The 26,615-nt window shown below is 47.0% G+C and carries 25 protein-coding genes and 1 tRNA gene; 4 read left to right on the forward strand and 22 right to left on the reverse strand.

Translation table 11 applies throughout. The annotated features are described in order from the left end of the window. The first annotated feature begins 62 nt into the window (after nucleotides 1-62). The 3 genes from ACVA6Q_RS12970 to ACVA6Q_RS12980 all read left to right on the forward strand — a co-directional run bounded on the left by ACVA6Q_RS12970 (nucleotide 63) and on the right by ACVA6Q_RS12980 (nucleotide 4,139). Nucleotides 63-458, forward strand: coding sequence for a hypothetical protein (locus tag ACVA6Q_RS12970; protein ID WP_446647804.1), 396 nt, complete (start codon nucleotides 63-65; stop codon nucleotides 456-458). 165 nt (nucleotides 459-623) lie between these two features. After that, a complete protein-coding gene (locus ACVA6Q_RS12975; RefSeq protein ID WP_446647899.1) occupies nucleotides 624-1,205 on the forward strand; it encodes a class I SAM-dependent DNA methyltransferase in 582 nt (193 codons plus the stop codon). A 21-nt stretch (nucleotides 1,206-1,226) separates the two neighbouring features. Continuing rightward, nucleotides 1,227-4,139: a DEAD/DEAH box helicase family protein gene (locus ACVA6Q_RS12980; RefSeq protein WP_446647805.1), complete on the forward strand. Its 2,913-nt coding sequence runs from the start codon at nucleotides 1,227-1,229 to the stop codon at nucleotides 4,137-4,139. 59 nt (nucleotides 4,140-4,198) lie between these two features. On the opposite strand, the gene ACVA6Q_RS12985 is transcribed toward ACVA6Q_RS12980, so the two are convergent. The 3 genes from ACVA6Q_RS12985 to ACVA6Q_RS12995 all read right to left on the reverse strand — a co-directional run bounded on the left by ACVA6Q_RS12985 (nucleotide 4,199) and on the right by ACVA6Q_RS12995 (nucleotide 7,491). Continuing rightward, nucleotides 4,199-4,286: transfer RNA gene (locus ACVA6Q_RS12985), tRNA-Ser, on the reverse strand. A gap of 145 nt (nucleotides 4,287-4,431) precedes the next feature. Continuing rightward, nucleotides 4,432-4,881, reverse strand: a complete 450-nt coding sequence (locus tag ACVA6Q_RS12990) for an L-alanine exporter AlaE (protein ID WP_042501949.1) — start codon at nucleotides 4,879-4,881, stop codon at nucleotides 4,432-4,434. Nucleotides 4,882-5,277: 396 nt separating this feature from the next. Continuing rightward, nucleotides 5,278-7,491: an ATP-binding protein gene (locus ACVA6Q_RS12995; protein WP_446647806.1), complete on the reverse strand. Its 2,214-nt coding sequence runs from the start codon at nucleotides 7,489-7,491 to the stop codon at nucleotides 5,278-5,280. Nucleotides 7,492-7,635: 144 nt separating this feature from the next. On the opposite strand from ACVA6Q_RS12995, the gene ACVA6Q_RS13000 reads away from it, so the two are divergent. Continuing rightward, nucleotides 7,636-8,205, forward strand: a complete 570-nt coding sequence (locus tag ACVA6Q_RS13000) for a UPF0149 family protein (protein WP_353496536.1) — start codon at nucleotides 7,636-7,638, stop codon at nucleotides 8,203-8,205. A 90-nt stretch (nucleotides 8,206-8,295) separates the two neighbouring features. Here ACVA6Q_RS13000 and ACVA6Q_RS13005 read toward each other — a convergent pair whose 3' ends face one another. The 19 genes from ACVA6Q_RS13005 to ACVA6Q_RS13095 all read right to left on the reverse strand — a co-directional run bounded on the left by ACVA6Q_RS13005 (nucleotide 8,296) and on the right by ACVA6Q_RS13095 (nucleotide 26,358). Continuing rightward, complete coding sequence (locus ACVA6Q_RS13005) at nucleotides 8,296-9,633, reverse strand: BamA/TamA family outer membrane protein (protein WP_446647807.1); 1,338 nt, start codon at nucleotides 9,631-9,633, stop codon at nucleotides 8,296-8,298. 179 nt (nucleotides 9,634-9,812) lie between these two features. Next, nucleotides 9,813-10,802, reverse strand: coding sequence for a potassium channel protein (locus tag ACVA6Q_RS13010; protein ID WP_418642270.1), 990 nt, complete (start codon nucleotides 10,800-10,802; stop codon nucleotides 9,813-9,815). Between the two features lie 133 nt (nucleotides 10,803-10,935). Further along, the gene (nadA, locus tag ACVA6Q_RS13015; RefSeq protein WP_353496539.1) at nucleotides 10,936-11,997 is read right to left on the reverse strand and encodes a quinolinate synthase NadA; all 1,062 of its coding nucleotides are present in this window, start codon (nucleotides 11,995-11,997) and stop codon (nucleotides 10,936-10,938) included. A 480-nt stretch (nucleotides 11,998-12,477) separates the two neighbouring features. Next, nucleotides 12,478-13,263 carry a tol-pal system protein YbgF gene (gene ybgF / locus ACVA6Q_RS13020; RefSeq protein ID WP_446647808.1) on the reverse strand — a complete coding sequence of 262 codons (786 nt, stop codon included), beginning with the start codon at nucleotides 13,261-13,263 and terminating at the stop codon, nucleotides 12,478-12,480. 86 nt (nucleotides 13,264-13,349) lie between these two features. After that, nucleotides 13,350-13,877: a peptidoglycan-associated lipoprotein Pal gene (gene pal / locus ACVA6Q_RS13025; protein ID WP_112460501.1), complete on the reverse strand. Its 528-nt coding sequence runs from the start codon at nucleotides 13,875-13,877 to the stop codon at nucleotides 13,350-13,352. A 31-nt stretch (nucleotides 13,878-13,908) separates the two neighbouring features. Beyond that, nucleotides 13,909-15,237 (reverse strand): Tol-Pal system beta propeller repeat protein TolB, encoded by a 1,329-nt coding sequence (gene tolB, locus ACVA6Q_RS13030; RefSeq protein WP_420884622.1) that lies wholly within the window; start codon nucleotides 15,235-15,237, stop codon nucleotides 13,909-13,911. A 34-nt stretch (nucleotides 15,238-15,271) separates the two neighbouring features. Further along, nucleotides 15,272-16,297, reverse strand: a complete 1,026-nt coding sequence (gene tolA / locus ACVA6Q_RS13035) for a cell envelope integrity protein TolA (protein WP_353496542.1) — start codon at nucleotides 16,295-16,297, stop codon at nucleotides 15,272-15,274. Nucleotides 16,298-16,310: 13 nt separating this feature from the next. Beyond that, nucleotides 16,311-16,754 carry a protein TolR gene (tolR, locus tag ACVA6Q_RS13040; RefSeq protein WP_112460498.1) on the reverse strand — a complete coding sequence of 148 codons (444 nt, stop codon included), beginning with the start codon at nucleotides 16,752-16,754 and terminating at the stop codon, nucleotides 16,311-16,313. Next, the gene (tolQ, locus tag ACVA6Q_RS13045; protein ID WP_353496543.1) at nucleotides 16,754-17,440 is read right to left on the reverse strand and encodes a protein TolQ; all 687 of its coding nucleotides are present in this window, start codon (nucleotides 17,438-17,440) and stop codon (nucleotides 16,754-16,756) included. Before tolQ ends, tolR begins: the two co-directional genes overlap by 1 nt. Further along, complete coding sequence (gene ybgC / locus ACVA6Q_RS13050) at nucleotides 17,430-17,849, reverse strand: tol-pal system-associated acyl-CoA thioesterase (protein WP_446647809.1); 420 nt, start codon at nucleotides 17,847-17,849, stop codon at nucleotides 17,430-17,432. Before ybgC ends, tolQ begins: the two co-directional genes overlap by 11 nt. Nucleotides 17,850-18,033: 184 nt before the next feature. Beyond that, entirely contained in the window at nucleotides 18,034-18,336 is a 303-nt protein-coding gene (gene ybgE, locus ACVA6Q_RS13055) for a cyd operon protein YbgE (RefSeq protein WP_353496544.1), read from the reverse strand. After that, nucleotides 18,329-18,436, reverse strand: a complete 108-nt coding sequence (cydX, locus tag ACVA6Q_RS13060) for a cytochrome bd-I oxidase subunit CydX (protein WP_006075291.1) — start codon at nucleotides 18,434-18,436, stop codon at nucleotides 18,329-18,331. The genes ybgE and cydX overlap by 8 nt, the downstream gene beginning before the upstream one ends. A gap of 12 nt (nucleotides 18,437-18,448) precedes the next feature. Then, the gene (cydB, locus tag ACVA6Q_RS13065) at nucleotides 18,449-19,585 is read right to left on the reverse strand and encodes a cytochrome d ubiquinol oxidase subunit II (RefSeq protein ID WP_353496545.1); all 1,137 of its coding nucleotides are present in this window, start codon (nucleotides 19,583-19,585) and stop codon (nucleotides 18,449-18,451) included. Between the two features lie 15 nt (nucleotides 19,586-19,600). Next, nucleotides 19,601-21,187: a cytochrome ubiquinol oxidase subunit I gene (gene cydA / locus ACVA6Q_RS13070; RefSeq protein WP_353496546.1), complete on the reverse strand. Its 1,587-nt coding sequence runs from the start codon at nucleotides 21,185-21,187 to the stop codon at nucleotides 19,601-19,603. 551 nt (nucleotides 21,188-21,738) lie between these two features. Then, entirely contained in the window at nucleotides 21,739-22,746 is a 1,008-nt protein-coding gene (ruvB, locus tag ACVA6Q_RS13075) for a Holliday junction branch migration DNA helicase RuvB (RefSeq protein WP_446647810.1), read from the reverse strand. Between the two features lie 32 nt (nucleotides 22,747-22,778). Then, a complete protein-coding gene (gene ruvA, locus ACVA6Q_RS13080; RefSeq protein ID WP_353496548.1) occupies nucleotides 22,779-23,396 on the reverse strand; it encodes a Holliday junction branch migration protein RuvA in 618 nt (205 codons plus the stop codon). 80 nt (nucleotides 23,397-23,476) lie between these two features. Continuing rightward, on the reverse strand, nucleotides 23,477-24,904 hold the full coding sequence (locus ACVA6Q_RS13085) for a methyl-accepting chemotaxis protein (RefSeq protein WP_353496549.1): 1,428 nt from the start codon (nucleotides 24,902-24,904) through the stop codon (nucleotides 23,477-23,479). Nucleotides 24,905-25,076: 172 nt separating this feature from the next. Next, nucleotides 25,077-25,598, reverse strand: coding sequence for a crossover junction endodeoxyribonuclease RuvC (ruvC, locus tag ACVA6Q_RS13090; RefSeq protein ID WP_353496550.1), 522 nt, complete (start codon nucleotides 25,596-25,598; stop codon nucleotides 25,077-25,079). Nucleotides 25,599-25,611: 13 nt separating this feature from the next. Next, nucleotides 25,612-26,358: a YebC/PmpR family DNA-binding transcriptional regulator gene (locus tag ACVA6Q_RS13095; protein ID WP_446647811.1), complete on the reverse strand. Its 747-nt coding sequence runs from the start codon at nucleotides 26,356-26,358 to the stop codon at nucleotides 25,612-25,614. Nucleotides 26,359-26,615: the final 257 nt, after the last annotated feature.

Below are 26,615 nucleotides of genomic sequence, written 5' to 3' on the forward strand. Positions count from 1 at the left end.
TCTTTAGAAAATCCATGTAATGTTCCAGTTACTTACACGGCCAACCATTGAGGGTTGTTAATATGACATTTAACAAAATCCTAGTTTTGCTTGCTGCACTCACCTGCACCCATGCACTTGCAAAAGAGACCGCTACGCCTGATACAGAAGCAAAGCGGCCAAACAAACCATTCGTGATCACTGGTGATGAGATTCAACCACTCTCGGATACTCACTGGCGAATTAAAGTCTCGTACGCTGAAGCCGTTAAGGTTCGTTGCGTCGCATTTGATGAAAGCGAACAAGCCGTTGCCATCGATTCTGTCGCTGTCATCCCGCCGTTTGCAGTGTCTGATATGTACACAAAAGAAGACGACGGCGACATCAAGGAAGTAAAATGTTGGATCACCAGTACCCGAACAGAAGATTTGGCCAAAGATTACATTCGTCATGATACTCATTCTTATGAGGGGTCTTAGTGGTGGCCTATGGTTGTGGGGGTGATTAGCCTTAACGTGTAGAGTCGACTCTGAGACTAACAAAATCAGATAGTTAACATCACGACGAAAGCTTACAACAGTAGACCTAAAAACATAGATGATGCACACTATGACTAATAGCAACAATCGAGCATCTCCATGAACATTACCAACCACTACTACACCGAACACGCACAAGATTTCTTTGATTCAACTGTTGGTGTTGACGTTCAAAAGCTGTATGAGCATTTTCTGCCAACTATCAAGCAGAAAGGTAATATTCTCGATGCCGGTTGTGGCTCTGGCCGAGACAGTAAACACTTTCTCGAACTTGGCTTTAAGGTTAGTGCATTTGATGCCAATGAGGCGCTGGTGAGTCTTGCATCGAGTCATCTAGGACAACCTGTCACCCTCGCCAGATTTGATACCTTCGCAGGCGAACCTAATAGCTTTGATGGAATATGGGCGTGCGCTTCTCTTTTGCATGTCGAGGCTGAGAGTCTACCAAGCGCCTTTATCCACCTTGGTAAGTTGCTCAAGGCCAATGGCGTTTTTTATTGCTCATTCAAATACGGCGAATCCGCACTCGTTCGCAATGGCCGCTACTTCACGGATATGAACGAGAAAAAGCTCGAAGACGTGCTATCGCAAACCGGACTAGTCATAGATAAAACGTGGAAAACTTCTGACGCGAGACCAGGTAGAGAATCGGAAAAGTGGTTAAATGCCATTCTGATTAAAGCTTAACCTCGAGCTCGGAGACCAAACATGCCTCATCAATCACTGATACTCAAAGACAACCTTCTGACCACCGGAGGCGATGACCCTCTACTGCCGCAACTCATTCATGCGATAAACCACGCGACAGAGATTGAAATCGCAGTGTCTTTCATTCAGCCATCTGGGTTAGATTTACTACTGCCGAGTATCTATGAGGCCATTGAACGAGGTCTGCTCCAAGAACGCCCATTAAAGCTACGGATCTTAACGTCAGATTACCTTCATATCACCCACCCTATCGCTTTACGATCATTGGTTGAGTTGGAAGGAGAAGGCGTACAAGTTAAGATTTTTGAGGCTCAAAACCGCAGTTTTCACTTAAAGTCATACATCTTTGTTCGGGGCGATGAGGATCAATCGGAGTTCCAAGGTACAGCCTTTGTTGGCTCCAACAACATCAGCAAGTCGGCACTGACCGATGCCCATGAATGGTGTTTAAGGTTCGACTATCAGCAACCTGAAGAATCCACTCAAGCGAAACAGTTTCAAAACATTCGCAATGAGTTCGATAAGCTATTTCACCACCGCTCAGCCATGCTACTCAACGATGAGTGGATTGATACCTACATAAAACGCAGACAGCCACCTAAGCTATCCGCCGTCGGCGATTCAACTCTGTTGGACGAGGACAACTACTCGCCCAACTCAGCGCAATTAGAAGCGCTTGCCGCACTCAGTGAGACACGAAAGCAAGGAAACATTCGCGGACTTGTTGTTATGGGTACAGGCATGGGTAAAACATGGCTTTCTGCCTTCGATGCCAAACAAATTGAGGCAACGCGAATACTTTTCGTCGCGCACCGAGAAGAGATCTTAACTCAAGCATTCAATACCTTTGCTAAGCTATGGCCAGAAAAATCCGCTGGCTACTATCATGGCAAAAGCAAAGATAAGTCCAAGGAGATGCTGTTTGCCTCGGTACAAAGCTTGGGTAAACAACAACACCTAAAGAACTTTGCGCCGGACTATTTTGACTACATCGTGGTGGATGAATTTCATCATGCGAGCGCAAAGACTTACTTAAACATCCTCAATTACTTTGACCCTAAGTTTCTGCTTGGATTGACTGCAACGCCGGAGCGTACCGACCAAGCTAACATACTCTCTCTATGTCACGACAACTTGGTATTTGAACGCAATTTGGTGCACGGGATTGATAGTGGAATTCTAACCCCATTCCACTACTACGGAATTTGGGATGATTCGGTCGACTACCAGGAAATCCCTTGGCGAAATGGTAAGTTTGACCCCGCCGCTCTCGATGCCCAGTTTGCTACCGCACAAAGAGCAAAACACGTTTTCAATCACTGGCAACAAAAGCAGCAATCGCGAACGCTGGCATTCTGCGTCTCGAAAAAACATGCTGATTTCATGGCTGAGCAGTTTAACAAAACCTACGAATCCCAAGGTCTAAAAGCACTCTCTGTACACAGCGACTCCCCCGTGCGACGCAATGAAGCATTAACTCAACTCGATAAAGGGGAAGTTCAAGTCCTATTCTCGGTCGATCTATTCAATGAGGGGACGGATCTACCTTCAATTGACACCGTCTTAATGCTGCGTCCGACTGAGTCAAACATTATCTTTCTTCAACAGCTAGGACGCGGCCTTCGCCGTCACGAAAATAAAAGTCACCTAGTTGTGCTCGACTTTATTGGAAATCACCGCTCGTTTTTAAACAAACAAGAAGTGTTAGGCATTGCTTCCCCACAGTCTATCGAAGGGCAAGGAGGAAAGACTGTGCAAACACCTAGCCTAGGTAAAGGCTGCTTTGTCAACCTAGACCCGGAAATCATCGACTTCTGGCAACAGATATCTAAACAAATGCGCCTCAGCGCAAAAGAAGAGTTCGACCGACTCACCAACCACCTCGGCCTCCGACCAAGAGCGGTAGAGTACTTTCGAGCTGGGTATGACTTTTCAAAGGTCAACAAACAACATGGTAGTTGGCTCGAACTCGTCGCAAATGTCGAGGATGACTCAAGCCTTCAACAGTTAATCGAGCCACACGGAAAGTTCTTTTTCGATGCCATCCAGAAAATGAGCATGAGCAAGTGCTTTAAAGCGATACTGCTCGAAGCCTATTTGGAACTAGATGGCTTTAACAACCCTCCAACAGTCGAAGTTCTAGCAGAAAAAAGCTGGCACGTGCTCGCAAGGTACCCGCACTTAAAAGCGGTAGATCTTTCCATGACAAATCAACAATTAGCGCCAAACTCTGCAACGTGGATAAAGTATTGGCGTGACAACCCCATAAACGCTTTCGTTGGCGGTAACAGCAACAAAGCCGAAACCTGGTTTGCAGAGGTTGACGGAAAGCTAACAGCTAATTTCTCAGTGGAGCCGTCACTTCGAGACGCATTTCATGACTTCACCAAGGAACTCATCGATTTCCATTTAGCAAAATACGCCGAACGTGCTCTACAAAAGGACGAACAAGTTACGGTTCAAACCGAACCTCTACCTCCAGCGGCCAATGAAGGGACTCTACTCCCCTATTTCCCAAACCTAAAAATCGCCTGCGGTCACTTCAAAACCGGCACCCACGATGAGATGGAGTCGATGGCTATCGATCTTCCCAACCTCAATCCAGAAAAGCACTTTTTAGCGCGTGCATCGGGCAACTCAATGAATGGGGGTAAAACGCCGATTCTAGATGGTGACCTGCTTCTTTTTGAATTTGTAACGTCGACTTCAGCCGGCTCGATTACTGGTAAGACGATGGCTGTAGAAGTTCAAGATGAGTCAGGTGACAACCAGTATTTGCTACGAGTGGTTCAGAAGGACAAGCAAGGCCAGTATTGGTTGAAAGCGAATAATCCTGATTATGATTTGATGTTGGCGAATGAGTCTATGAAGACGTTGGCTAGGTTGAAGCAGGTGATTGGTAAAAACCCTTGAGGGGGGTATCAAGCGGCGAGAACTAAAAAGCCCCAGCATTTCTGCTGGGGCTTCGAATTTGGCGGTGAGTGAGAGATTCGAACTCTCGATACGTTGCCGTATACACACTTTCCAGGCGTGCTCCTTCAGCCACTCGGACAACTCACCGTATTTTGATTTGGTTAGCGCTCTTGGCTAACGGGGTGGTAATTTAATGATTCCGCCCCGCTTGGTCAACCCTAAAAGGGAAAAAAGCTGCGCTTTTTTAATTGTTTGCTTACTTTGTGATTAATTCGATCAAATGATCGGCAAATCATACGCTTTGGTAGTAGCCCGGTACTCGGAACCAGCGGCGACATAGATCTAGGAAGTAGCCGTATAGGACGCCCATTCCGCAAGACACAATCGCATTACTCGACACTGCGGTAATGATTTGGTCTGTTGATGCACCTACCGTAAACAAAATCGCTGCGTAGACTGGCGATTGGAACGCGACGTACGCGACCAGATCCGAGAACGCTTTCATAGGACCAGAAGGCGATACTTTCGCGCCTTGGCGTAGTGCCCAGTCACGGAATACACCATATGGCCATGCGATGGCGATGTTCACAGGGATAGACAACAAACGTGATGCCAATGACTGTTCGAAGGTCATGCCTGAGACAAGCACTTCAATCAACATACCAGACACAAAACAGAACACGACCATTGCAAAGGTATCAGCGGCCGCGTTACGAATACAGAAAGGAGCTTTCGGTTTCACTTACAATCTCACAGGACAATAAACTAACATAAAATCGAATATCGACTCATATGACTGGATATTTACCACCATCCAGATAACGGCGCTATTAGAACACCAATTTGGCAGATTTACCTACCGTATTTCAAACTCAAAGGTAAATTTATCACCAATTTTGGCGTTCAAAGTAGTCAAACTCGCTATTTGTTGTAGTTTAATTACAAACATAACGCTAAACCCCCTTTCATCAGGGAGTTAGCGTTATGTTTTCGTAGGTTAATGACATAAGAGGGACTGATATGTGAACGGTTTAGCGATCACTATCGCTACTTAGCGGGTAGATAAGGTTGAGAGGGGGTCTTTTTGCAATCCAGTCGCCAGTTAGGCGACCGGTTAGGTGGGCTATTTAGAAGCGCCTTATTTGGAAACGCCTAGAGACGTCACGTTGCTGCCTTTTCGGCCGCTGAACTGGAACAGTTTATTGGCGAACTGATAAAGCGCGTCGTCGAGAATCCGTTCATCAATAGGCTTGCCGACAATAAAGTCTGCGCCTGCACCCATCATGCGTTCACGAGTCTCTTTGAATACATCGGCGGTGCAGCCGAAGATAAGAGTGTCTTTTTCTTTGCCTGGTATATTGCGGATACCAGCGATGGCTTCCACACCGTCCATCACTGGCATGTGGTTATCCATTAAGATTAAGTCGTAGTTTTGGGTGGCAACGGCTTTTAACGCTTCTTCGCCATTGACTACGGAATAAGTAATGAAGCCTTTCCGCTTCATAAAGGTTTCTATAATGATGGTGTTGGTGCGGTTGTCTTCAACAATCAGTGCTTTAAGACCACGATAGTCGAGGTTGCGCTCTATGTGTACATCCAGCGGTTTTGGTTTACAGCTTGCGAGCCTCACCGTGACTTCAAACTCAGAGCCAATACCCTCTTGGCTGGTCAGTTTAATATCACCACCCATGACCAGCGCAATCTCTTTCACAATAGCAAGACCTAACCCTGTTCCGCCAAAACGGCGGGTAGTGCTCGACTCGGCTTGTTCAAAAGGTTTGAAAATACGTGCTTGCGCTTCTGGCGCAATGCCAATACCTGTGTCTTTTACCCGAATCGTTAGGGTGTTTTTCTCCACTCCAATTTTCTCTGACAAGAACACTTCAATGTTGCCCTGAGAGGTAAACTTAACGGCATTATTAAGCAGGTTAAACAGGATCTGTCGCAGGCGCGCTTTATCACCCTGGTACCAACGCTCATCCTCAATATCGGAATAGACGCTAAACTTTAGGCCTTTCTCGTTACACAAGGTGTGGTAGACGCTGTGTATACTGCCAATAATGGAGTTGAGTGGAAACGGGTGGCTATCAAGCTCAATATGGCCTTGCTCAATTTTGGAGTAATCGAGGATCTCATTGAGTAGCGACATCATATGATCGCCTGAATCATACAGCGTTTTGAGGTGCTTTCTTTGCTCTACTGAAAGATCGGTTTTAAGCAAGATCTGCGCGGTACCGAGTACACCATTCATTGGGGTGCGGATCTCATGAGACAGTGTTGCAAGGAACGCGGTTTTGGCTTTGGTGGAGGCTTGCGCCTTCATACGCTCCTGGTCTAGGTACACCGTTTTTTGATTAAAACTGTCTATCAGATAACGGATCTCGTCTGGACTGCGATAATTAATATCGATACTGCCGCCATGGCGCGATTCATCCACCTCTTTAGCAATGATCGCAATCGGCTTGATGAGGTATTGGTTGATAAGGTAATAGCCAAACATTAAGCACAGCAGCATGACAGGAACAATACCCAACTCAACACTCTTAACGATGTCTGCCACTTCATCGGCCACCAGCCTTCTGGCGTTGACCACTTCCAGACTCCAGTTAAAGTCGCCGAAACTCAGCTGGCTAATGTAGATACCGCGCTCAACTCTAAAGTTGTGTTCAGTGATAACTTGCTGATTGGCATCTCGAACAATCACGCCGAGATCGTGCTCTCTCGCTTTACTTTTTACAAAGCCAATCAAATTTTCTAGCGAAAGATCCACGGTGGCGACACCGGCGAACACACCGTCGATATAGTAAGGCGCGGAGGCGGTGATCATCTGAACGTGGGTATAAGGGTCAACATAAACCTCAGACCAACTGATGGTATTGCTTGGCGTGTCTTTTACCGAGGTATACCAAGGCTCTATATGGTACCCCGCAGTTTGAGGATTATTCCACAAGTCGATTTTATCGACTTCGCCTGTGCTGGTACGGTTGTAAAACAAGCTGGAGAGCTTAACATCGGGGTCAACGGAATACGGCTCAGGCCATATACCGCCGCTCACGGCAATGCCATCATTCAGTTTAAAGACTTGGCATAGGGCTTTGTCGAGTGATTGGCGATCACTAATGGTCTCCCCCATGGCCACGATGCTTTTTAAAACGCCAAGGGAGCTATGTAAAGGTGCTGAGATCTCAGCGGCAAGGAATTCACTTCGAATATCAAGGTTTTGTTCTAGCTTGGCACGAACGGGCGACTCTACCACCCAATAAGTGATAGTGCCAAAGATGGCAATAAACACGGCCAGGTATACGGCGAGTGCAATAATGCTTTTCTTTTTAAGCGACTCTTTGATAACCATAGCGAGAGAAGACTTCCTTTCTTCGTGTGCATGAACTGCATCTTCTTGAGATGTCTCGTTACTTTAGTATAGCTATAGGTAATTGAAGCCTAGCTTGCTACTATACTCAAGATATTCATAATTTAGCCCTAACGGTAAAGCATTTTGGAACTAAAAGACATACTTTCCCTTCCTGAGCTAGAAGGAAAACTACTCAACAACGCGCAAACTCAAGGCTTCGTCACTTCTATGGCATCGGCTCCACACACCTTGCCACCAGAAGAATGGCTACCGTTTTTGTGGGGCGGTGAAGAAGTTGCACCCTTTACTTCGGGCGAGCAGCTAGAAGACTACGCTCAAGCGGTGATTACGCTTTGGAATCAATACCGTCCAGCGCTTTTAGATGGCGAATGGCAATGGCCAGAAGGTTGCGATTTGGATGAAGAAGAGATCGTTACTCAAGAAGCCAAAGACTTTTGTGAAGGCGTATTACAAGGATGGCAACTGGCTCGTGATGACTGGGAAACGCTGATGCCGGAAAACAGTGAAGATAATGCACTACTTGGCGGCGTATTGCTTTCACTAAGCATGCTGTACGATCCAGAAACCTCGATTGCGACATTGCAAGCGCAAGGCATTGAAGGTCTCGAACAGTTCAATGAAATCTATGCAGCCATGCCAGTGATGCTATGTGGTATTACGCAAAAAGGCGCTGTTTTAGCAGAGAACCAGTAAGTAGCAGAAAATCAATAGTTGGTTGAACAGCTATGGTTACCAACAGTATTGCTAGTCAAACGCCCTCACGATAGTGAGGGCGTTTTTGTATCAGAAGGCCTCAGTAAAGTTGAAGTAGAACGCTGAGCCGTGTCGACCCATACCGAGATCGAGTCTGATGTTCATTCGAGGCTGGAGTTCATAACGATATCCTACCCCATAAGAGACGATGGCATGCCCAGTCAAGTCATCCATAGAATTGCCTACAGAGCCAACACCCGCCCACGCTGTCATACCATGGTTTGATAGTACGCCAGAGTCACGACGAAACGTATGGCGGTACTCCGCGGTGACTTCCGCCGTTACTTTGTCTCGATACTGTCCTTGGTAATAACCGCGCATTGAACTCGCACCACCGATTTCCGGCATGTCGTAATACGGCACATCACCAAATGCTTGCTGATAATGAGCAAGCAGTGCAATCACTCTACCTTCGGCGACGCTATGGAAAGTACGGTACTCCATATCGAGTTTTTGGTATTCCGCCTGACTGCCCAGTGCCTCACTGTATAGCAGCACTTCACTGCGAAACAGCGAACCACTCCATGGGTTCACGGCCACGTCACGGCTGTCATATTGCAGACTCGCACCCAAACCCCAAGTAAATGGCTTGTCTTTAAAGGTGTTAAAGTTTTCATCCATAAAGGCCGCTTCAGGCTCAGAGGTCGGGCTGTAGTAGTTCAGTTTTACAGCAGGCCCTGCGAACCAGTTGCCGGTTAAGCGATAGATGAGGTTGCCTTTGTAGTTGTTCTCGATAGCTGAGTATTTTGTTACCTCACCGAACTCAAAGTCGTTCGCTGCGTCATAACCAATACCCCAATAATGCTTGCTCTGAGAGCCAAGATTAAAGTTGCCTTTGAACTGAACATCGTTGTTGTTCCAATACAGCTCATGATGGCCACTTAGGCCATAGCCCACTTCGGAATCACCATAGTTGCCAATCAAGAACGCCGATAAACTCGAGCGCTGCAGCGCACTTTGCACGCGATCAGTCTTGAACGAATACAATCCGCCCAAAGCGACCAATAGTCCTTGTTCTGGGGTATAAGCCGGACCGCCAAGAAAACTAAACATAGGCAGGCCATTAATTTCTTGATAGTACTTTTTAGCGTACTTCAAATCGCTCACGGCCTGTTTGTTGGAGACTTGGCTGTTGGCATCTTGTTTCGCTTGATCATCCCCATTGTCTTGGGACTTGAGATAGTCGATGGCGTTTTGGTACTCATCGACTCGCGCATTGGCTTTATCGATATCGCTCTCGAACACCATGTCCTGTTTCGAGGTTGGCAGAGAGTGGGGAGCATTGGAAGTTTCTAGGTTAGCAGCATAAGCCGCCGAGCTGGACACTAGTGCAGCAACCAAAGAAACCGACAACAAACGAACACGCATGGACAAGGACACCTTAATCAACAAAATGACATTTAGTGAATGAACGTTCATTCACTAAATTCATAAAACGCGCGCATAATATACAGTATGTATTTTTGTATCAATAAATATTTTGTATGGTATCGATTACGTTATCTTGTCGTAAGAATAAGCCTGCAAACAAAGCCTGTATTGGCGGGCTATCTCGACTCCCAATGGAAAGAATCAATTCGCTCATCGGCGATGTAAAAAAGTTTGGTACCCGGTTCAATATCCAAATCCAACTCGGGATTGAGGACTATCCCTTGCCCTACGTCCACAGCGATCAACGTGGCTTGGTATTCCGCTTTCATCCATTGAAACAGTGCGTTCACCTTAGTTGCTTTGGCAGAGCTTGGGTAGCGGACGGAATATTGGGTCATCCCACGAGTGGAGCTCAGTAGCTCTTGATGAAGCGCACTCGAACCTGGGTCGACTGCGGCTTTGGCAAGCATTTCTGCGCCCACGGCAGGAATACACTCAGAGTTCGGACAGTGTTGGTGAAGTAGATCGCTCAGTGCTTCGTCTTTAAAATACACCAATAAATGCGCCTCTGGATTGCGGTTTGCACAATAGAGCGCGGCGGACAAGGTGATGTCGTCCTCTGGATTGTCGATAAGAATACAGCTAGCAGACTCAATGTTGGTCTTTTCCATCTCGCGGCCATCGGTATAGCTGTTTACTTTAACGAACGCAATTTCGCCCGGCAACGGATTTTCAATATCAGAGCGGCTACACAACACAATGGGTCTTCTACCCGTCTCTTCATGTTGTAGCATACGAATAAGGTGAATTGTTCGCTGACCATTCCAGCCTAACATCAAAATATGGTTATCCACTCTTACCTTCCTTTTTCCCAACTGACCTGCGCGCCAAGATTCCAAGCCTAACGCTGCCATTCGGCCAAGCAGCGCTGCAAACAACATTAACCCACCAGGGATAATAAATAATATAGCAACCCATCGGCCGGCCTCTGTGGTTGGCGAGAGATCGCCATAGCCCACGGTCGATGCCGTCACGACAATAAAATAGATAAACTGTGATATAGGCGTTGTGAGCTCTGTTTCGCCGCTGAGCGACAACAGCGCCCAGGACGCGACAACATAAAGCAGCAACGCCATCATCAAAGTTCGAAATTTAAGTTCAAACAAATGGCTGTGTAACCACTTGCGAAGCTGGATCCAGATAACCACGTGATTCCTTGTGAACGTTTTGTAATAAGCATATACGAAAAAACCAGTCCGAAGACTGGTTTTTGATCATTAATGTGAATGAATCAGCGAGTTACGCGTTGCCTTTCACTTTAATTTGTAGCTGCTCAGCAAAATCAAGCATGCGGTTTAGCGGGATCAGTGATTTCACGCGAAGTGCTTCATCAACAAAGATTTCGTGCTCTTCGCCACCATCACGTAGCGCTTTCTCAATCGCTTTAAGACCGTTCATTGCCATCCAAGGGCAGTGTGCACAGCTGCGACATGTCGCGCCATTGCCTGCCGTTGGTGCTTCGATTAGCTCTTTTTCTGGCACTAACTGCTGCATCTTGAAGAAGATGCCTTTGTCTGTGGCCACGATAAGCTGCTTATTCGGTAGCTCTTTCGCCGCTTTGATAAGTTGGCTGGTTGAGCCTACTGCATCAGCGAGGTCAACAACGCTTGCTGGCGATTCCGGGTGAACCAGAATGGCTGCATCTGGGTAAACCGATCTCATGTCTTTCAGTGCTTTTGATGAGAATTCGTCATGAACGATACACTCACCTTGCCACAGTAACATGTCGGCACCGGTTTGGTTCGCAATGTACGAACCTAGGTGGCGGTCTGGCCCCCAAATAATCGGTTTGTCTTCAGCATCTAGGCTTTCAACAATTTCAAGCGCGATACTTGATGTTACTACCCAATCAGCGCGTGCTTTCACCGCTGCCGATGTATTGGCATAAACCACAACTGTGTGGTCTGGGTGCGCGTCACAGAACTCTGAGAACTTGTCTGCTGGGCAGCCAAGATCAAGCGAGCACTCTGCTTCCAGTGTTGGCATTAGGATGCGCTTTTCTGGCGTTAAGATCTTCGCAGATTCACCCATGAAGCGAACGCCAGCAATGATCAGCGTTGATGCGTCGTGACGGTTACCGAATTTCGCCATTTCTAGCGAGTCACCCACAAATCCACCCGTCTCTTCTGCAAGAGCTTGGATCTCTGGATCGGTGTAATAGTGTGCAATCAGAACCGCGTCTTTTTGTTTTAGTAGCGATTTGATACTTGCGATGTACTGCTGCTTCTCGTTATCAGATAACGGAACAGGCTTAGGGGGAAACGGATATACCGTATCAATTGAGTCTAAGATGTGGCTCATAGCGGTTGCTCTATGCTACTTCCAAATAGTCCGAGCATTGTACACGGATATTATTGATAGAACAAAGGCACTAGGGCAGGAATCGACCAAAGTTGAATAGAAAGTGGCCTGAACAGGCTATCGAGGAGATAGTTTGCGTTTTTTGGGATTGTTGCTTGCGGTGAGTGGATTCTTGTCTGCGTAGGCGCACGGCCAGTGGAATAACAGCTTTTGGGTTGGCATTCGTGGTTAAAGTGGCATTAATCGATTTGTATTTTAACTGGGTTTGGTTTCTGAATTGGGTTTTGAGTTAGTGATGAGTAGACTCCTGCCTGCGTAGGCGTTCGGCCAGTGGAATAACGGGCTTTTTGAGGCTTTCAGTTGTGTTGAAATCACCTTTTAGCGACCTCTCATCCAAAGAAGTCGTCACCCCTGCGCAGGCAGGGGTCTACTGAAAGCGTGTTGAGAGCTAAGCACATCGCCTAGCCTCACGAAATCGCTTTACTGTAAATTAGACTTAGCAACCTTGGCAGAAGAACTGCCTGGGTATTCGCTAATCACTTGTTCATAGTACTTCTTTGCTTCATCAGTTTTGTTGCCACGTTTGGCAATGTCACCCAACTTCACTAGAGCGTCCGCTCGTTTGTTGGATTTTGCAAAACCAATTACAGCCTTAAAGCTCTTTTCTGCTTCTGCGTCTTGGCGCTTAGCAAAATAAAGCTGGCCTAGCCAGTAGTGGCTGTTTGGCATGAAAGTCGATTCTGGGAAATCAGCCTGGAACTGTTTGAAGGCTGTGATTGCGCCTGTGTAGTCGCGCTTTTTCAAAATCAAGTCGACTGCATTTTGGTATGCCGTTTGTTCGTCGACATTGGTGGTGAACTTGCCTTCTGGTTTCGCCTTGTCTGTCGCGACAGGAACTGCGACGGCGGCTGCGCCTTGTTGTGAGCGAAGCTTGTCGATTTCAATAAACAGTTCACGTTGACGCTGAACCATCTGGTTCATGTCATAAGTATTGCGTTCTAGCTGGCCGCGAAGGGTGGCAATCTCTTGCGTCATTTCATCGAGCTGCTGCTGCATTTGCAGTTGCACTCGGTTGCGGTTTTGCAATAGGCGCTCTAGGCGCTGAACGTCGGTTTCGTTAGCAGCAGATGCCGCTGTAATAGAGGCAGCAGTTGCCGAAGAAGATGTTGCGCTCAAGTCGGTAACCGGTGCTTTCGCAGCAAGCGCTGAGCTTGCCATTCCGGCTAGTAACGTAAGCGTAACAGCGCGCTTAATGTTACTTGTCATAAAGGTAGGATCCTTAATAGCCGAGCCCTAAAACGACAATGTTGCAGCGCGAACGCTGCAACATGTTCAATCTTGGGCAGATTGGATTAGTAAACTAGCACTGCGCGACGGTTTTTCGCGTACGCGTCTTCAGATTGACCTAGTACTAGTGGTTTCTCTTCACCGTAGCTAACGATAGAGATTTGGTCTGCTTGTACGCCAAGAGCTTGGATGTACTTAGCAACAGCTTGTGCACGACGCTCGCCTAGTGCGATGTTGTACTCAGGTGTACCGCGCTCATCTGCGTGACCTTCGATAGTCACTTGTAGTGATGCATCTTTGCTTAGGTATGCTGCGTGTGCTGCAAGCATATCTTCGTAGTCACCAGCGATAGTAGAGTTATCGAATGCAAAGTAAATCGTTTGGTTTTCACGAAGTGCTTTTTCTTTTAGCTCTTGTTCAGTTAGCTGTGCATTCTCATCAATTGGTGTCGCAACAGTTGTTGTTTCTTGTTGCGTTTGGTTGTTCGTCTCTGCACCTGTTGATGACGCAGCGTCGTCGCTTGAGCTACACGCCGTCATTGCAAGAACTGGCAGTGCGATTAGCAACCCCTTAAAAACTTTGTTTAATTGCATTGTTATTTCCTTAACCTAAAAAATTTAATTGCTATAAAAACGGTGACCATGCAGGAGCTCTTACGCGCCCGTTTGTAGCCGGTAATCTAGCTTTAAATCGCCCATCAATAGATACCATCGAAAGGACGTTAGTTTTGTTATAGATGGAACTGTATATCACCATGCCACCATTTGGTGCGATGCTTGGTGATTCATCAAGCAGTGTTTTGGTGAGGATCTGTACCGAGCCTGTTTCTAGATCTTGTTTTGCAAGATTGAATCCAGAGTTGGAACGATTCACCATCACGAGGTAACGACCATCAGGGGTGATCTGCCCACCGAGGTTTTGGCTACCCTGCCACGTGATACGATTGGTTTTACCATCAGACAAATTTACTTCATAAATCTGAGGGTTACCACCCCTATCCGACGTAAAAATAAGGGAATTACCGTCTGGTTTCCAGAACGGTTCTGTATTATTTGATCGGCCGCGGGTAATTTGGCGCAGTTTTCTGGTTTCCAGATTTAGCGTATATACATGCAGTTGCCCAGTCTTCGACAAGGTGATTGCGAGAGACTTCCCATCCGGAGAGAATCTTGGCGCACCATTGTGACGAGGGAATGACGTTACCTTCTCACGCTTACCTGTGTAGATATTCATGATGAAGATTTCTGCTTGGCCATTTTGGAAGCTAACGTAAGCCAATTGCTTACCATCTGGTGACCAAGCTGGAGACATCAACGGCTGCTTTGAGCGAAGTACCATCTTCTCGTTGTAGCCGTCGTAATCCGCGATACGCATTTGGTATGGGTACGCGTCTTTGTCGTTAACCACTACGTAAGCGATGCGAGTTAAAAACGCACCGCGCTCGCCTGTAAGCTCTTCGTAGACAAGATCCGAAATGCGGTGTGCATATTCACGAAGACGTGGACCGGGAACGGTCGCTTTCTTCTTGAATAGAATATGGTCGTTAGATAGCACTAATTGGCCATCGTCGCTCAGTGCTTTTGACTGTCCACCGGTGAGCTGACCACGAACTACATCAACGAGCTGATAGCTCACTTCATAATTGCCTTCAGCATTTTTAACGATAGTGCCGGTAAGAAGTGAATCAACGCCAAGGCCAGTCCACGCTTCAAAATTAATTGCCGATGCATCATAAGGCGTTTGCGGCATTTTGCTGGTTGCAACAGGGCTAAATTTACCACTGCGCTGCAAGTCAGAAGCAATCACCGCCGAGACATCATGCGGTAATTTGCCCTCACCTTCCCATTTGAAAGGCACAATGGCAATCGGTCTTGCTGAGTCAATACCATCGGTGATAACAAGTTCTAACGCGGCGTTGGCAGTTTGAGTAGCAAAACTCATGACCATTGCCATTCCTAGTAATATTCGCTTAATCACAGGTTTTTCCTTATAACTGTGGCTTATATGTCAAGTTAATGTTCTTTAGCTGAGCATTAACTTCAGGAAATTCGGAGAGAGGAAACGAACGAACCTGTGAAATGGCACTTTTGGTGGCATTACACAAGCGAGCATCGCCCTCTAATACTTTTACTGTCCCTGCAATCGCACCGCTACCAGCGGGAATCAATTGCAGGTTTACACGGCATTCTTTACCGCGAAAGCTGGAGTCGGTGAGAATGTGCTGCTGGATAAGCTGCTTGTAGATCTCACCCATTTTGGCAAGTTCGATATCGACCTGACTGGAACGAGCCGCGGAGTTACTCGCGGCTTCACTTTCTAGTCCTGAAAAAATATCGTTCAGCGCCGCCTCTTGCTCTTTTCGATCGCGCTCTATTTGCTCAAGTCGCTCTTTCTCGATACGCGCTTTTTCGGCTGCTTCAGCCGCGGCTTTTTCCTGGGCTATACGTTCTTGCTCGGCACGCTCTGCGGCTTCACGTTCACGCTGAGCTTTTTCTTGCGCTTCTTTTACAGCTCGCTCTTGTTCTAGACGCTCCTGCGCGGCTAAAGCAATCGCGGCTTCTTCAGCTATGCGTTTTTTCTCAGCTATGCGAATCGCCTCTTCTTTGGCTTTACGCTCAGCTTCGGCTTTTTCGGCACGCTCTTTTTCTACCTTACGACGCTTTTCTGATTCGCGAGCGGCTTGAGCATCTTTCGCTTGCTGCTCTTTCAGCTTACGTATGCGCTCTTCCTCAGCTTTGCGGTTACGTTCTAGCTGTTCACTTTCACGACGCAATTTATCAAGACGGTCTTGCTCTTTTTTAGCCGCGGTTTCACGCTGCTTGCGGATTTCTGCCGCTTGCTGACGAACGCGCGCTGGATCGATCACCACGGCTTGCACCATTCCGGTTGGCTCCGCTTTATCCATGTTAAAGTCGGTACCCCACAGTAATGCGGCGACAAGCAATGCGTGAGCAAGCAAAGAGATCGCAATTGGCTTTCCGTAGCTGTTTTTAGTGTGCTTATTGCTTTTCATACGGCTGCGACAACTATTCCCTTAGATCCGTGAGTAGGCCAACCTTTGGAATACCGGCTTGGCTAAGCTCGTCCAACAGTAACACCACCTCTGCGTATGGCGTGGACGCATCACCACCCACTGCGACTGGAGAGTTAGGATTAATCGAAAGCTCAGCTTTAACTCGTACAATAATGTCTTGCAGACTCAAACCTCGTTTCACGTCCTCATTGTTAACGCTTAGCCCTAAGTTCCCGTCACGGTCTACTTCAACAATGATAAAACTCGCATCGGTATCACCGGCAAGTTCAGACGCGGGTTGTGCCGTTGAGGTCTTTGGCAGCTCAACATCCACCCCTTGAGTAACAAAAGGCGACGTCACCATGAAAATAATAAGTAACACCAGCATAACGTCGATATAAGGTACGACGTTAATCTCACAGGTCAGCTTGCGTTTTTTCGGTTGGTAGCCAGCCATTATTGCTCCCTAGCGGCCATCGCTTGACGGTGCAAAATGCTGTGGAACTCTTCTGAGAAGGTAGCGTAATTATGTTCTAGCTTACTCACTTTGTTGCTCAAACGGTTAAATGCCATAACGGCTGGAATTGCCGCAAATAGACCCATCGCCGTTGCAATCAACGCTTCCGCGATACCTGGCGCTACCATAGCAAGTGTGGCTTGTTTTACTTCGCCAAGCGCGATAAACGCATGCATGATACCCCAAACCGTACCAAACAGACCGATGTAAGGGCTGATAGAGCCAACGGTCGCTAGGAATGGTAAGTTAGTTTCTAGCTCTTCCACTTCACGGGAAACAGCAACGCGCATTGAGCGACCAGTCCCTTCCATAATGAAAGCTGGCGAGTCGGCGTTCGATTTACGAAGGCGCAAAAACTCGGAAAAACCAGAGTAGAAAATCTCTTCTGTACCTGAAAGCTCATCTTTGCGCTTTTTCACATCTTGGTAGATATGAGAAAGATCAGCGCCTGACCAAAAACGGTCTTCAAACGCCTCAGATTCTTTGGTGGCTTCTTTTAGCACTTTGCTGCGCTTGATGATCATCGCCCAAGATACGACTGACATGCCCATCAGAATCAGCATGACCAATTGAACAAGTAGGCTTGCCTCGAGTATGAGGTCTACAAATGAAATATCAGCCGTCACTGTGTTTTAACTCCACTACGATAGACGAAGGAATGGCCTTCGGCTTCATTTTAACATTATCTATACATGCCACTTTAACCAGTGCTTTCGCTATTGTCACACCTTGTTGGTCGACAATTTCTTGAGCAAAGGTTAGCGACGCTTTCTTAAATTCTTCAATATAGGTTTTTACGGTGAGCTGGTCATCCAAGCGTGCACCACGGATAAAGTCGATATCCATATGACGAACCACAAAGCCAGTATGCTCTTCTAGCAACACACGCTGATTGACACCTTTGCTTCTAAGTAGCTCGGTGCGGGCACGTTCAAAGAAATTGAGGTAGTTCGAGTGGTAAACGACACCTCCCGCGTCCGTGTCTTCGTAATAAACGGTCACAGGAAATTCGAAATACGATGATAACTGAGACAAACTGATCACTTCCTAAATAAAACTACGCATTAATATAACGCAACTCATTGTGATTGTTATAAGTGCTGACAAGAATTTTTGATTAAAGTGCCAAAATTTACACTTAATTGATGAAGATATTAGCGATTACTCGCTTTTCATTGTTTCAAAAAGTAAAAAACCCGAGCAATGGCTCGGGTTTATTCTAAAAAACGTACATTAACGTTAAGTAACTCAACACAGTTAGTGACAAGTACGGGCTAAACACCAGTTGCCACAGCCAAAACCTAGGTTTGAAGCCGATGCCGTAGACCATACTTGAACAGAGAGACAATACAAACGCAAGTCCTAACCATGGTGCAAAGCCACCGATGGCTGCGTCGTAGCCCTCTGGACTCCACATAAACAGACCTGCGTTGGCAAAACCAAGCACCAGTGATAAGGCGCGAAGTAGCACCTTATCCATAGGCTTGTGAATCTGCTCTAACTGTTGGTTAAGCTTACTCACTGTCTTCGTCCATCATCTCACTGTGTTCAAGCCAAAGTGCATTGATGATACCGAATGCACAAGCCAAAAGAACACCTAAAATCCAAGCGAAATACCACATGTTAAATGCTCCTTAGTAAAGTGAATTCTTGTTTTCTTCGATGAACTTGTCATCAAGACGACCAAACATTTTGTAGTAAGTCCAAGCTGTGTAGCTAAGAATTACTGGAACCATAACAAACGCTACCGCTGTCATTAGATTCAGAGTCAATTCACTTGACGTCGCATCCCACATAGTCAAGCTGTGGTTTGGATTCAGGCTGCTTGGCATTACGAATGGGAACATTGCAAAACCAGCAGTAAAGATGATGCCACCGTTGGCCAGAGAAGAAGCAATAAATGAAATTGCGCACTTCTCAAGACGAGACGCTAGAACCGCTAGTAGAGGCATAACCACACCTAGTGCTGGCGCAATCCATAGTAGTGGGTACTTCTCGAAGTTCGTCATCCACGCACCGGCTTCGCGAACCACTTCTTTAACTAGTGGGTTTGAAGCCGCGTTGCCATCGATACTGCTTACTACTAGGTAACCATCGATACCTTGGATCCAGAAACCTGCACCTACAAATGCCACTACTGTGAGTAGACCCATGATTTGCGCTGTGTTGCGAGCGCGAGTATGGATATCACCTGTCGTCTTCATTTGTAGCCATGTTGAACCTTGAAGCAGGATCATGAACAGGCTTACCAGACCACACAATAGTGCGAATGGGTTAAGCAGGCCGAAGAATGAACCGTGGTAAGTCGGCATCATAAAGTCGCTTAACTGGAATGGTACACCTTGTAGTAGGTTACCAAACGCCACACCAAAGATAAGTGGTGGTACGAAACCACTGATTGAGATACCGATATCCCAAGCGTTACGCCACTGTTTGTCTTCTAGCTTAGAGCGGTAATCTAGACCGATTGGACGTAGCCAAAGCGCTGCTAGAGTAAGGATCATTGCTAGGTAGAAACCCGAGAACGACGTTGCGTACACTAGCGGCCAAGCAGCAAATAACGCACCACCAGCGGTGATTAGCCAAACCTGGTTACCGTCCCAGTGTGGGGCGATAGAGTTAATCATTACACGGCGCTGAGTGTCCGTTTTACCTAGGATAGGTACAAGTGCACCTACCCCCATATCAAAACCATCGGTGATAGCGAAACCAGCAAACAGTACGCCGATCAGTATCCACCAGATGAATCGTAAGACTTCGTAATCAAACATTCTTTTTCTCCTTGCTTACGCTTCTACTTGACGACTAACTTTGTTCTCTACCGTTTCGACGTTTTGTTCGAAGTGGTAGCGACCTGTCTTCAAGCTACTCGGGCCTTTGCGTGCAAATTTCACCATTAGGTAAACTTCTGCAATTAGGAACACCGTGTATAGAGCGATGATTGCGAATAGTGATGTCCAGATCTGACTTGCTGTCAGTGCTGATGCTGCCACGTGTACAGGCAGGATTTCACCTACGGCCCATGGCTGACGACCAAATTCAGCAACAAACCAACCGGCTTCTACTGCAATCCATGGTAGTGGAATGCTAAATAGTGCCGCTTTAAGGATCCATTTTTTCTGTTCAATTTTCTGACGACATGTCTGAATAAATGCCGCACCGAAGACGAATAGCATGATGAAGCCACACGCAACCATGATACGGAACGACCAGAATAGTGGCCAAACTGTTGGGATAGAGTCATCCGCAGCCGCTTGGATTTGATCTTCTGTCGCATCAACAACTTTGTCGGTGTAACGTTTAAGCAGTAGACCGTAACCAAGGTCTTGCTTCACATCATCAAACGCTTCTATGTTTGCGTCTGTACGTTCACCTGCACGCAGTTTTTCTAGAAGTTCGTAAGCGTACATACCGTTACGGATACGATCCACGTGCTCTTCACGTAGGTCACGAAGACCTTGAACTGGTGTATCGATAGAACGTGTTGCGATGATACCCATTACGTATGGGATCTTAAGCGCAAAGTCAGTTTCCATCTTGTCTTGGTTTGGAAGACCAAACACAGTGAACGCTGCTGGAGCTGGCTCTGTATGCCACTCTGCTTCGATAGCCGCAAGTTTCACTTTCTGTACGTCACCAAGCTCGTAACCAGATTCGTCACCAAGAACGATAACAGAAAGGATAGAAGCCATACCGAACGACGCTGCAATCGCGAATGAACGACGAGCAAACGCTACATCACGGCCTTTCAGTAGGTAGTACGCACTGATACCCAGAACGAACATCGCACCTGTGGTATAGCCTGACGCTACTGTGTGAACAAACTTAACTTGAGCAACTGGGTTGAGTACCACTTCTGCGAAGCTAACCATTTCCATACGCATGGTTTCGAAGTTGAACTCTGCGCCCACAGGGTGCTGCATCCAACCGTTCGCAACTAGGATCCAAAGTGCTGAGAAATTAGAACCAAGTGCAACCAACCAGGTAACGGCTAAGTGTTGACGTTTTGAAAGCCTATCCCATCCGAAGAAGAAGAGTCCGACAAAGGTGGATTCGAGGAAGAAGGCAACGAGGGCTTCGATCGCCAGCGGCGCACCGAAAATATCACCCACGTAATGGGAATAGTAGGACCAGTTCGTACCAAACTGGAATTCCATGGTAAGGCCGGTAGCCACACCTAGGGCGAAGTTAATACCAAATAGCTTACCCCAGAACTTGGTCATGTCCTTGTAGATTTGCTTGTTGGTCATTACGTAGAGGGACTCCATGATGGCAAGTAAGAATGCCATACCTAGAGTCAATGGAACGAACAAGAAGTGATACATTGCCGTAATTGCGAATTGCAATCTCGACAGATCAACAACGTCTATCATGATAACTCCTTTTGTGTCGGCTGAACGACACGTTCTACATTATGCGCCGAGGATACTTGTTTAATGGAAATTAAACTTGTTGAGCAAATCAGCATCCTTGTTGCAAAAATGTACCTCAATGGTTAGTTAATTGTTAAGCTTGCGCTAATATAGCTGGAGCTAATATTACTGGGAAATTGAATCGGTTTCAAAAGGTTTATTCAGGAAAATGCTTTGATGTAAGTCAATAAATAGAAGAAGTGAATTGTACGATCTTTAATCACACTGATTCAGATCAAATTTATTTGGAAAGAGAGTTTGATGTGGTGTGCAAAAAAAGAAAATTAGCAGCCGCTAATACCCCTTTAGTGGCAAGGGATTATAAACAATGTGCGTAACCGTGTGAACGAAAATCACGAAATTGATAGATTTTAGTGATAGAAAATGTAAATAAAAGAAAGCTGCATATTCGCAATATTACTTTACAAATATGCAGCTCAATAATTGGTCTGGCAAATTTCATTACTGTGATGTAGAACATGAGTTGCGTATTACAGTCCTACATCGCGGCTTTAAACTTTATCGATTCCAAAGTGTAAGTAGGCTCTATCTGAGGCAATACGCCCACGCGGGGTTCGTTGCAGATAGCCTTGCTGAATCAAATAAGGTTCAATGACATCTTCGATAGTGTCTTTCTCTTCACCTATCGCTGCCGCTAGGTTATCTAACCCGACAGGGCCACCAGAGAACTTCTCCATGATGGCGAGCAGCAGTTTTCTATCCATGTAATCGAAACCTTGGTTATCGACATCTAGCATGTTCAGAGCTTTGTCTGCAATGTCAGCACAGATATGCCCGTTACCTTTCACCTCTGCATAGTCACGCACACGGCGTAGCAGTCGGTTAGCAATACGAGGTGTACCACGAGCTCGACGGGCAATTTCTAGCGCCCCTTCTGGATCCATCGACAAGCCCAAGCAACGAGCACTGCGCTGCACGATATTTTGAAGGTCGGCAATCTTGTAGTACTCAAGACGCTGGACGATACCAAATCGGTCACGAAGCGGTGACGTCAATGAGCCCGCGCGCGTCGTTGCACCAATGAGCGTAAACGGCGGCAAATCAATCTTGATTGAGCGAGCCGCAGGCCCTTCACCAATCATGATATCCAGCTGATAATCTTCCATCGCCGGATACAGCACCTCTTCCACCATTGGGCTTAAACGGTGGATCTCGTCGATGAACAGAACATCGTTTTCTTCAAGATTGGTCAACAGCGCAGCAAGGTCGCCAGCTTTTTCAAGCACTGGGCCAGAAGTGGTACGGATGTTTACTTCCATCTCGTTGGCAACGATATTCGCCAACGTGGTCTTACCCAAACCAGGAGGTCCGAATATCAATAAATGATCGAGCGCTTCGTTACGTAGCTGTGCGGCCTTGATGAAAATTTCCATCTGGTCACTAACGTGATCCTGACCTTCATAGTCAGCCAACTTCTTAGGACGAATAGCTCTATCGATGACGTCTTCATCACGGAAAACTGGGTTTTCTGGGGCGATTAAGCGATCGGCTTCAATCATCTAACTGTCTCTCTAAAAATACCGCTTGGTCATTAAACCATAGTACGCAGTGCTTCACGGATCAGCGCTTCACTGGTCATGTCTGGCTTCGCTACTTGAGAAACCACTTTCGATGCTTGCGTTGGTTTGTAACCCAGTGCAAGCAGCGCGCTTACCGCTTCTTCTTCGGCACTTTCGCTAGACATCGCACCAGCACTGTCCATCGGCGCAGCGTCCGTCGCTGGCGTAAACAGGTCACCAGCGCCCCAACCTTTAAGGCGATCCTTCATTTCAACGACGAGACGTTCAGCGGTTTTCTTACCCACGCCAGGCAGTTTAACAAGGGTGGAGATATCTTCGCGCTCAACGCACGAGACAAATTGGCTGGCAGACATACCAGATAGGATACCCAAACCCAACTTAGGACCGACACCGTTGGCTTTGATCACTTCGCGGAACAAAGCGCGCTCTCGCACGGTATTGAATCCGTAAAGAAGCTGTGCGTCTTCACGAACGACAAAATGGGTGTAAATAATGGCTTCTTGACCAATTTCTGGCAGCTCGTAAAAACAGCTCATTGGCATTTGAACTTCGTACCCTACGCCACCAACTTCAATCAGTAGTTCAGGAGGTTGTTTTTCGATTAGCGTGCCACGCAGTCGTCCTATCACAGTCTATGTCTCATTGTTCGTTGCAATAGGGCTTAGGATATAGAATAACTGGATGGGTATCCAGTTATTCTCTTCACATTTTAGCTCATAGCCGAGCGCAGTCGCTCGGAGAGCTCAGTGCCTTCTGCTATCTGTTGATTGAGCTCGTCACTGATGGTTTGAATATCCTCAGCAATTGCTTTGCTCCCTGTTACCGAGCGTGCCACATCGCTACTCGCTTGATCTAGCTCGCCTATTGCTTGGTTTTGCTGGGTAACTAAGTGACTGAGGTCGGTGATTTCAGTTGAAATGACTTGGACTTGCTCAATCATCTGGCTGAGCTCTTTCACTGTGGTCTGGATTGTCTGTTGCCCTGAGTCAATCTGCTGCTGACTGTTGCTGATTAGGGTGCGAATTTCCTCAACTGAGTTACTGGTTTTCGAAGAGAGCTCCCTCACCTGCTCAGCAACGACCGCAAAGCCGCGGCCATGGTCACCCGCTCGCGCAGCTTCAATGGCTGCATTGAGTGCCAGCAAATTGGTTTGTTCAGCCACTGAGGTGATTAGCTCAATGACAGACACGACTTTTTGGTTACTACTATCGATATTGGCAATCGCCTCAGTGGACGCACTAAGCATTTCCGAGCTGCTTTCCGCTTGCTGCTTGATTGCGTCGGTTTGACCAATAACTTGCTCCATGAAGTTCACAGACTCTTGAGTAAACGAAGACAACTGTTCTAGTTGCTGGCTCATTTCTTCTGCAGCGCTCGCCTGTGAAGCACTGTTCATGCCAAGCGACTGTACGTTTGAGTTTAGCTGCGACGATTGCGTATTTACCTGATGTATCACTTCATCGAGCTCTTTCACACTGGCGTTTACGGTCACTAACATGCCATCCATGCGCTTTTCACCTTGCGAGGCTTTTTCGGCTTGCAGTTTGCTCTCTTTCATCGCTTTTTCTGCACGATGAATTGCACTCTCTTTTTGCTTCGCGGTAAAGCTCTGGGCAAAACAAATCACGCAAAGTGGCAGCAGCATGCCAGACCAAATTTCTACATTTTGCTTAGAGGCCGATAGTGAAATCGTTGGGAATGAAAAGCCACTAGTGTGAAGGTAAGTCATAACGCCCGCGACCAGCAGAATACCGACACTCCAAGTCAGCGCCATCGCTCTAGAAGCCGAGAGGTAGAAAGCGACAATGAGCAAAGGGGCCCAAAATGCCTGAGTAGAATCTACGATGCCGCCGCTTTGATAAATGATGTTCACTGCATGAACCACCATCCCAAGGAAGCCGATATTGAGCGCTAGCGTGATTTGCTTGGTAAATCGCAACACCACCAAGCCAATAACTTCGATTGCAATAAGCAGTACCGACGTTAAAAACAGCAATGCATGTCCGTTAGATTGCCACTTAATAGCGCTGTACAGACCAACGATCAGCGCGACAACAGTAAATACAGCGGTGATTTCAGCTTTGCGAAGAGTATTACGGGAGAGACTTTGAGCGTTATTTATTAAGTTGTGCCACATGCCTTTGTTTTCCTTATTATTGGTCCTTTGACTCACTCATCAGACCAATCTTAGAAAGTTAACAAATAATTAACAAGGCGCACTAGGTAAAAAGCTCTAAAACTGTGGGCTGGTTATCGTTAAAACTATCGGTATCCAAGACGGTAACGCCTTAAAGAGACGATCCTCAAGATTAACGATAGCGCCCTTTCTTTGCACCACTCGCTTTACCAGCAAGCGCGACGAGCGTTTTGTTGGTGTTGGCATGACAGATAGCAACGCCGAGCGCATCGGCTGCGTCTGCTTGTGGCTTAGAAGGCAACTTCAACATCGCCATCACCATGTGCTGCACCTGGGCTTTGTCTGCGGCGCCGGTACCCACGACTGCCTGCTTAATAAGCCTTGCCGCATACTCGTAAACGGGTAAATCGTGGTTTACCGCAGCGACAATCGCACTGCCTCTTGCTTGACCCAACTTCAGCGCTGAGTCGGCATTTTTGGCCATGAAGACCTGCTCAATAGCGAACACATCCGGCTGAAACTGAGTAATGATTTCACTGACACCAGCGTATATCTGTTTTAGTCGACCGGGTAATTCTTTTTCTGAGGTGCGGATACAGCCGCTCCCCAAATACTGCAAATGTCGACCCTGCTGACGAATCACGCCGTAGCCTGTGATTCGTGAGCCTGGGTCAATTCCTAAAATAATAGACATTGTTTCTCGCTATTTACTCTAACGTCGCTGCAACTTCATCAGAGATATCACCGTTGTGGTATACCTCTTGGACGTCATCGAGATCTTCCAATGCGTCAATAAGTCGCAACAATTTTGGTGCTGTAGACTCATCTAGATCTGCTTTCGTTGAAGGCACTAGGGTTACTTCCGCGTTTGACGCGTCAAACCCAGCTTCGTCCAGTGCGTCTTTAACCGAGCCAAATTCGGTAGGATCGGTGTATACATCGATCGCGCCATCTTCACCGGTTTCGATATCATCGGCACCGCCTTCGAGAGCGACTTCCATAACCTCGTCTTCATCTAGACCCGGTGCGTATGAGATAACCCCTTTCTTATCGAACAGATAGTTAACACTGCCATCAGTACCTAGGTTACCACCCGCTTTTGAGAACGCGTGACGAACACCAGAAACGGTACGATTGCGGTTGTCCGTCATACACTCCACCATCACAGCTGTGCCACCAGGCCCGTAACCTTCGTAGATGACGGTCTCCATGTTGTCATCACCTTCACCACCAGCACCACGAGACACCGCGCGGTTTACTGTGTCGCGAGTCATGTTGTTAGACAGTGCTTTATCGATTGCGGCGCGAAGTCTTGGATTGTTGTCAATATCGCCTCCACCCTCTTTTGCGGCAACGACGATTTCGCGAATTAGCTTAGTGAAGATTTTGCCACGCTTAGCGTCCTGCGCGGCTTTACGATGACGAATGTTCGCCCATTTACTGTGACCTGCCATGGTTAATCCTTTGAGTTCTATGAATTTGGACTTTTATAGGGTGGTATAACTATACAGAATTTAGAAACAAAAACTCCCGCGAATGCGGGAGTTTTTGTTGTGTGTTGGGCTTTGCGATGTTACGCAGTAACGAGCCTGTTTTGTTCTCCCCCTTAATAAGGGGGAGTTAGAGGGGGTGCTCTTGATCTTACTGCTTTATTTCAATTGATTAGCAGGAAAAAGAGCACCCCTCCCAGCCTCCCCTTATAAAGGGGAGG

Source organism: Vibrio sp. DNB22_10_4 (assembly GCF_052879755.1).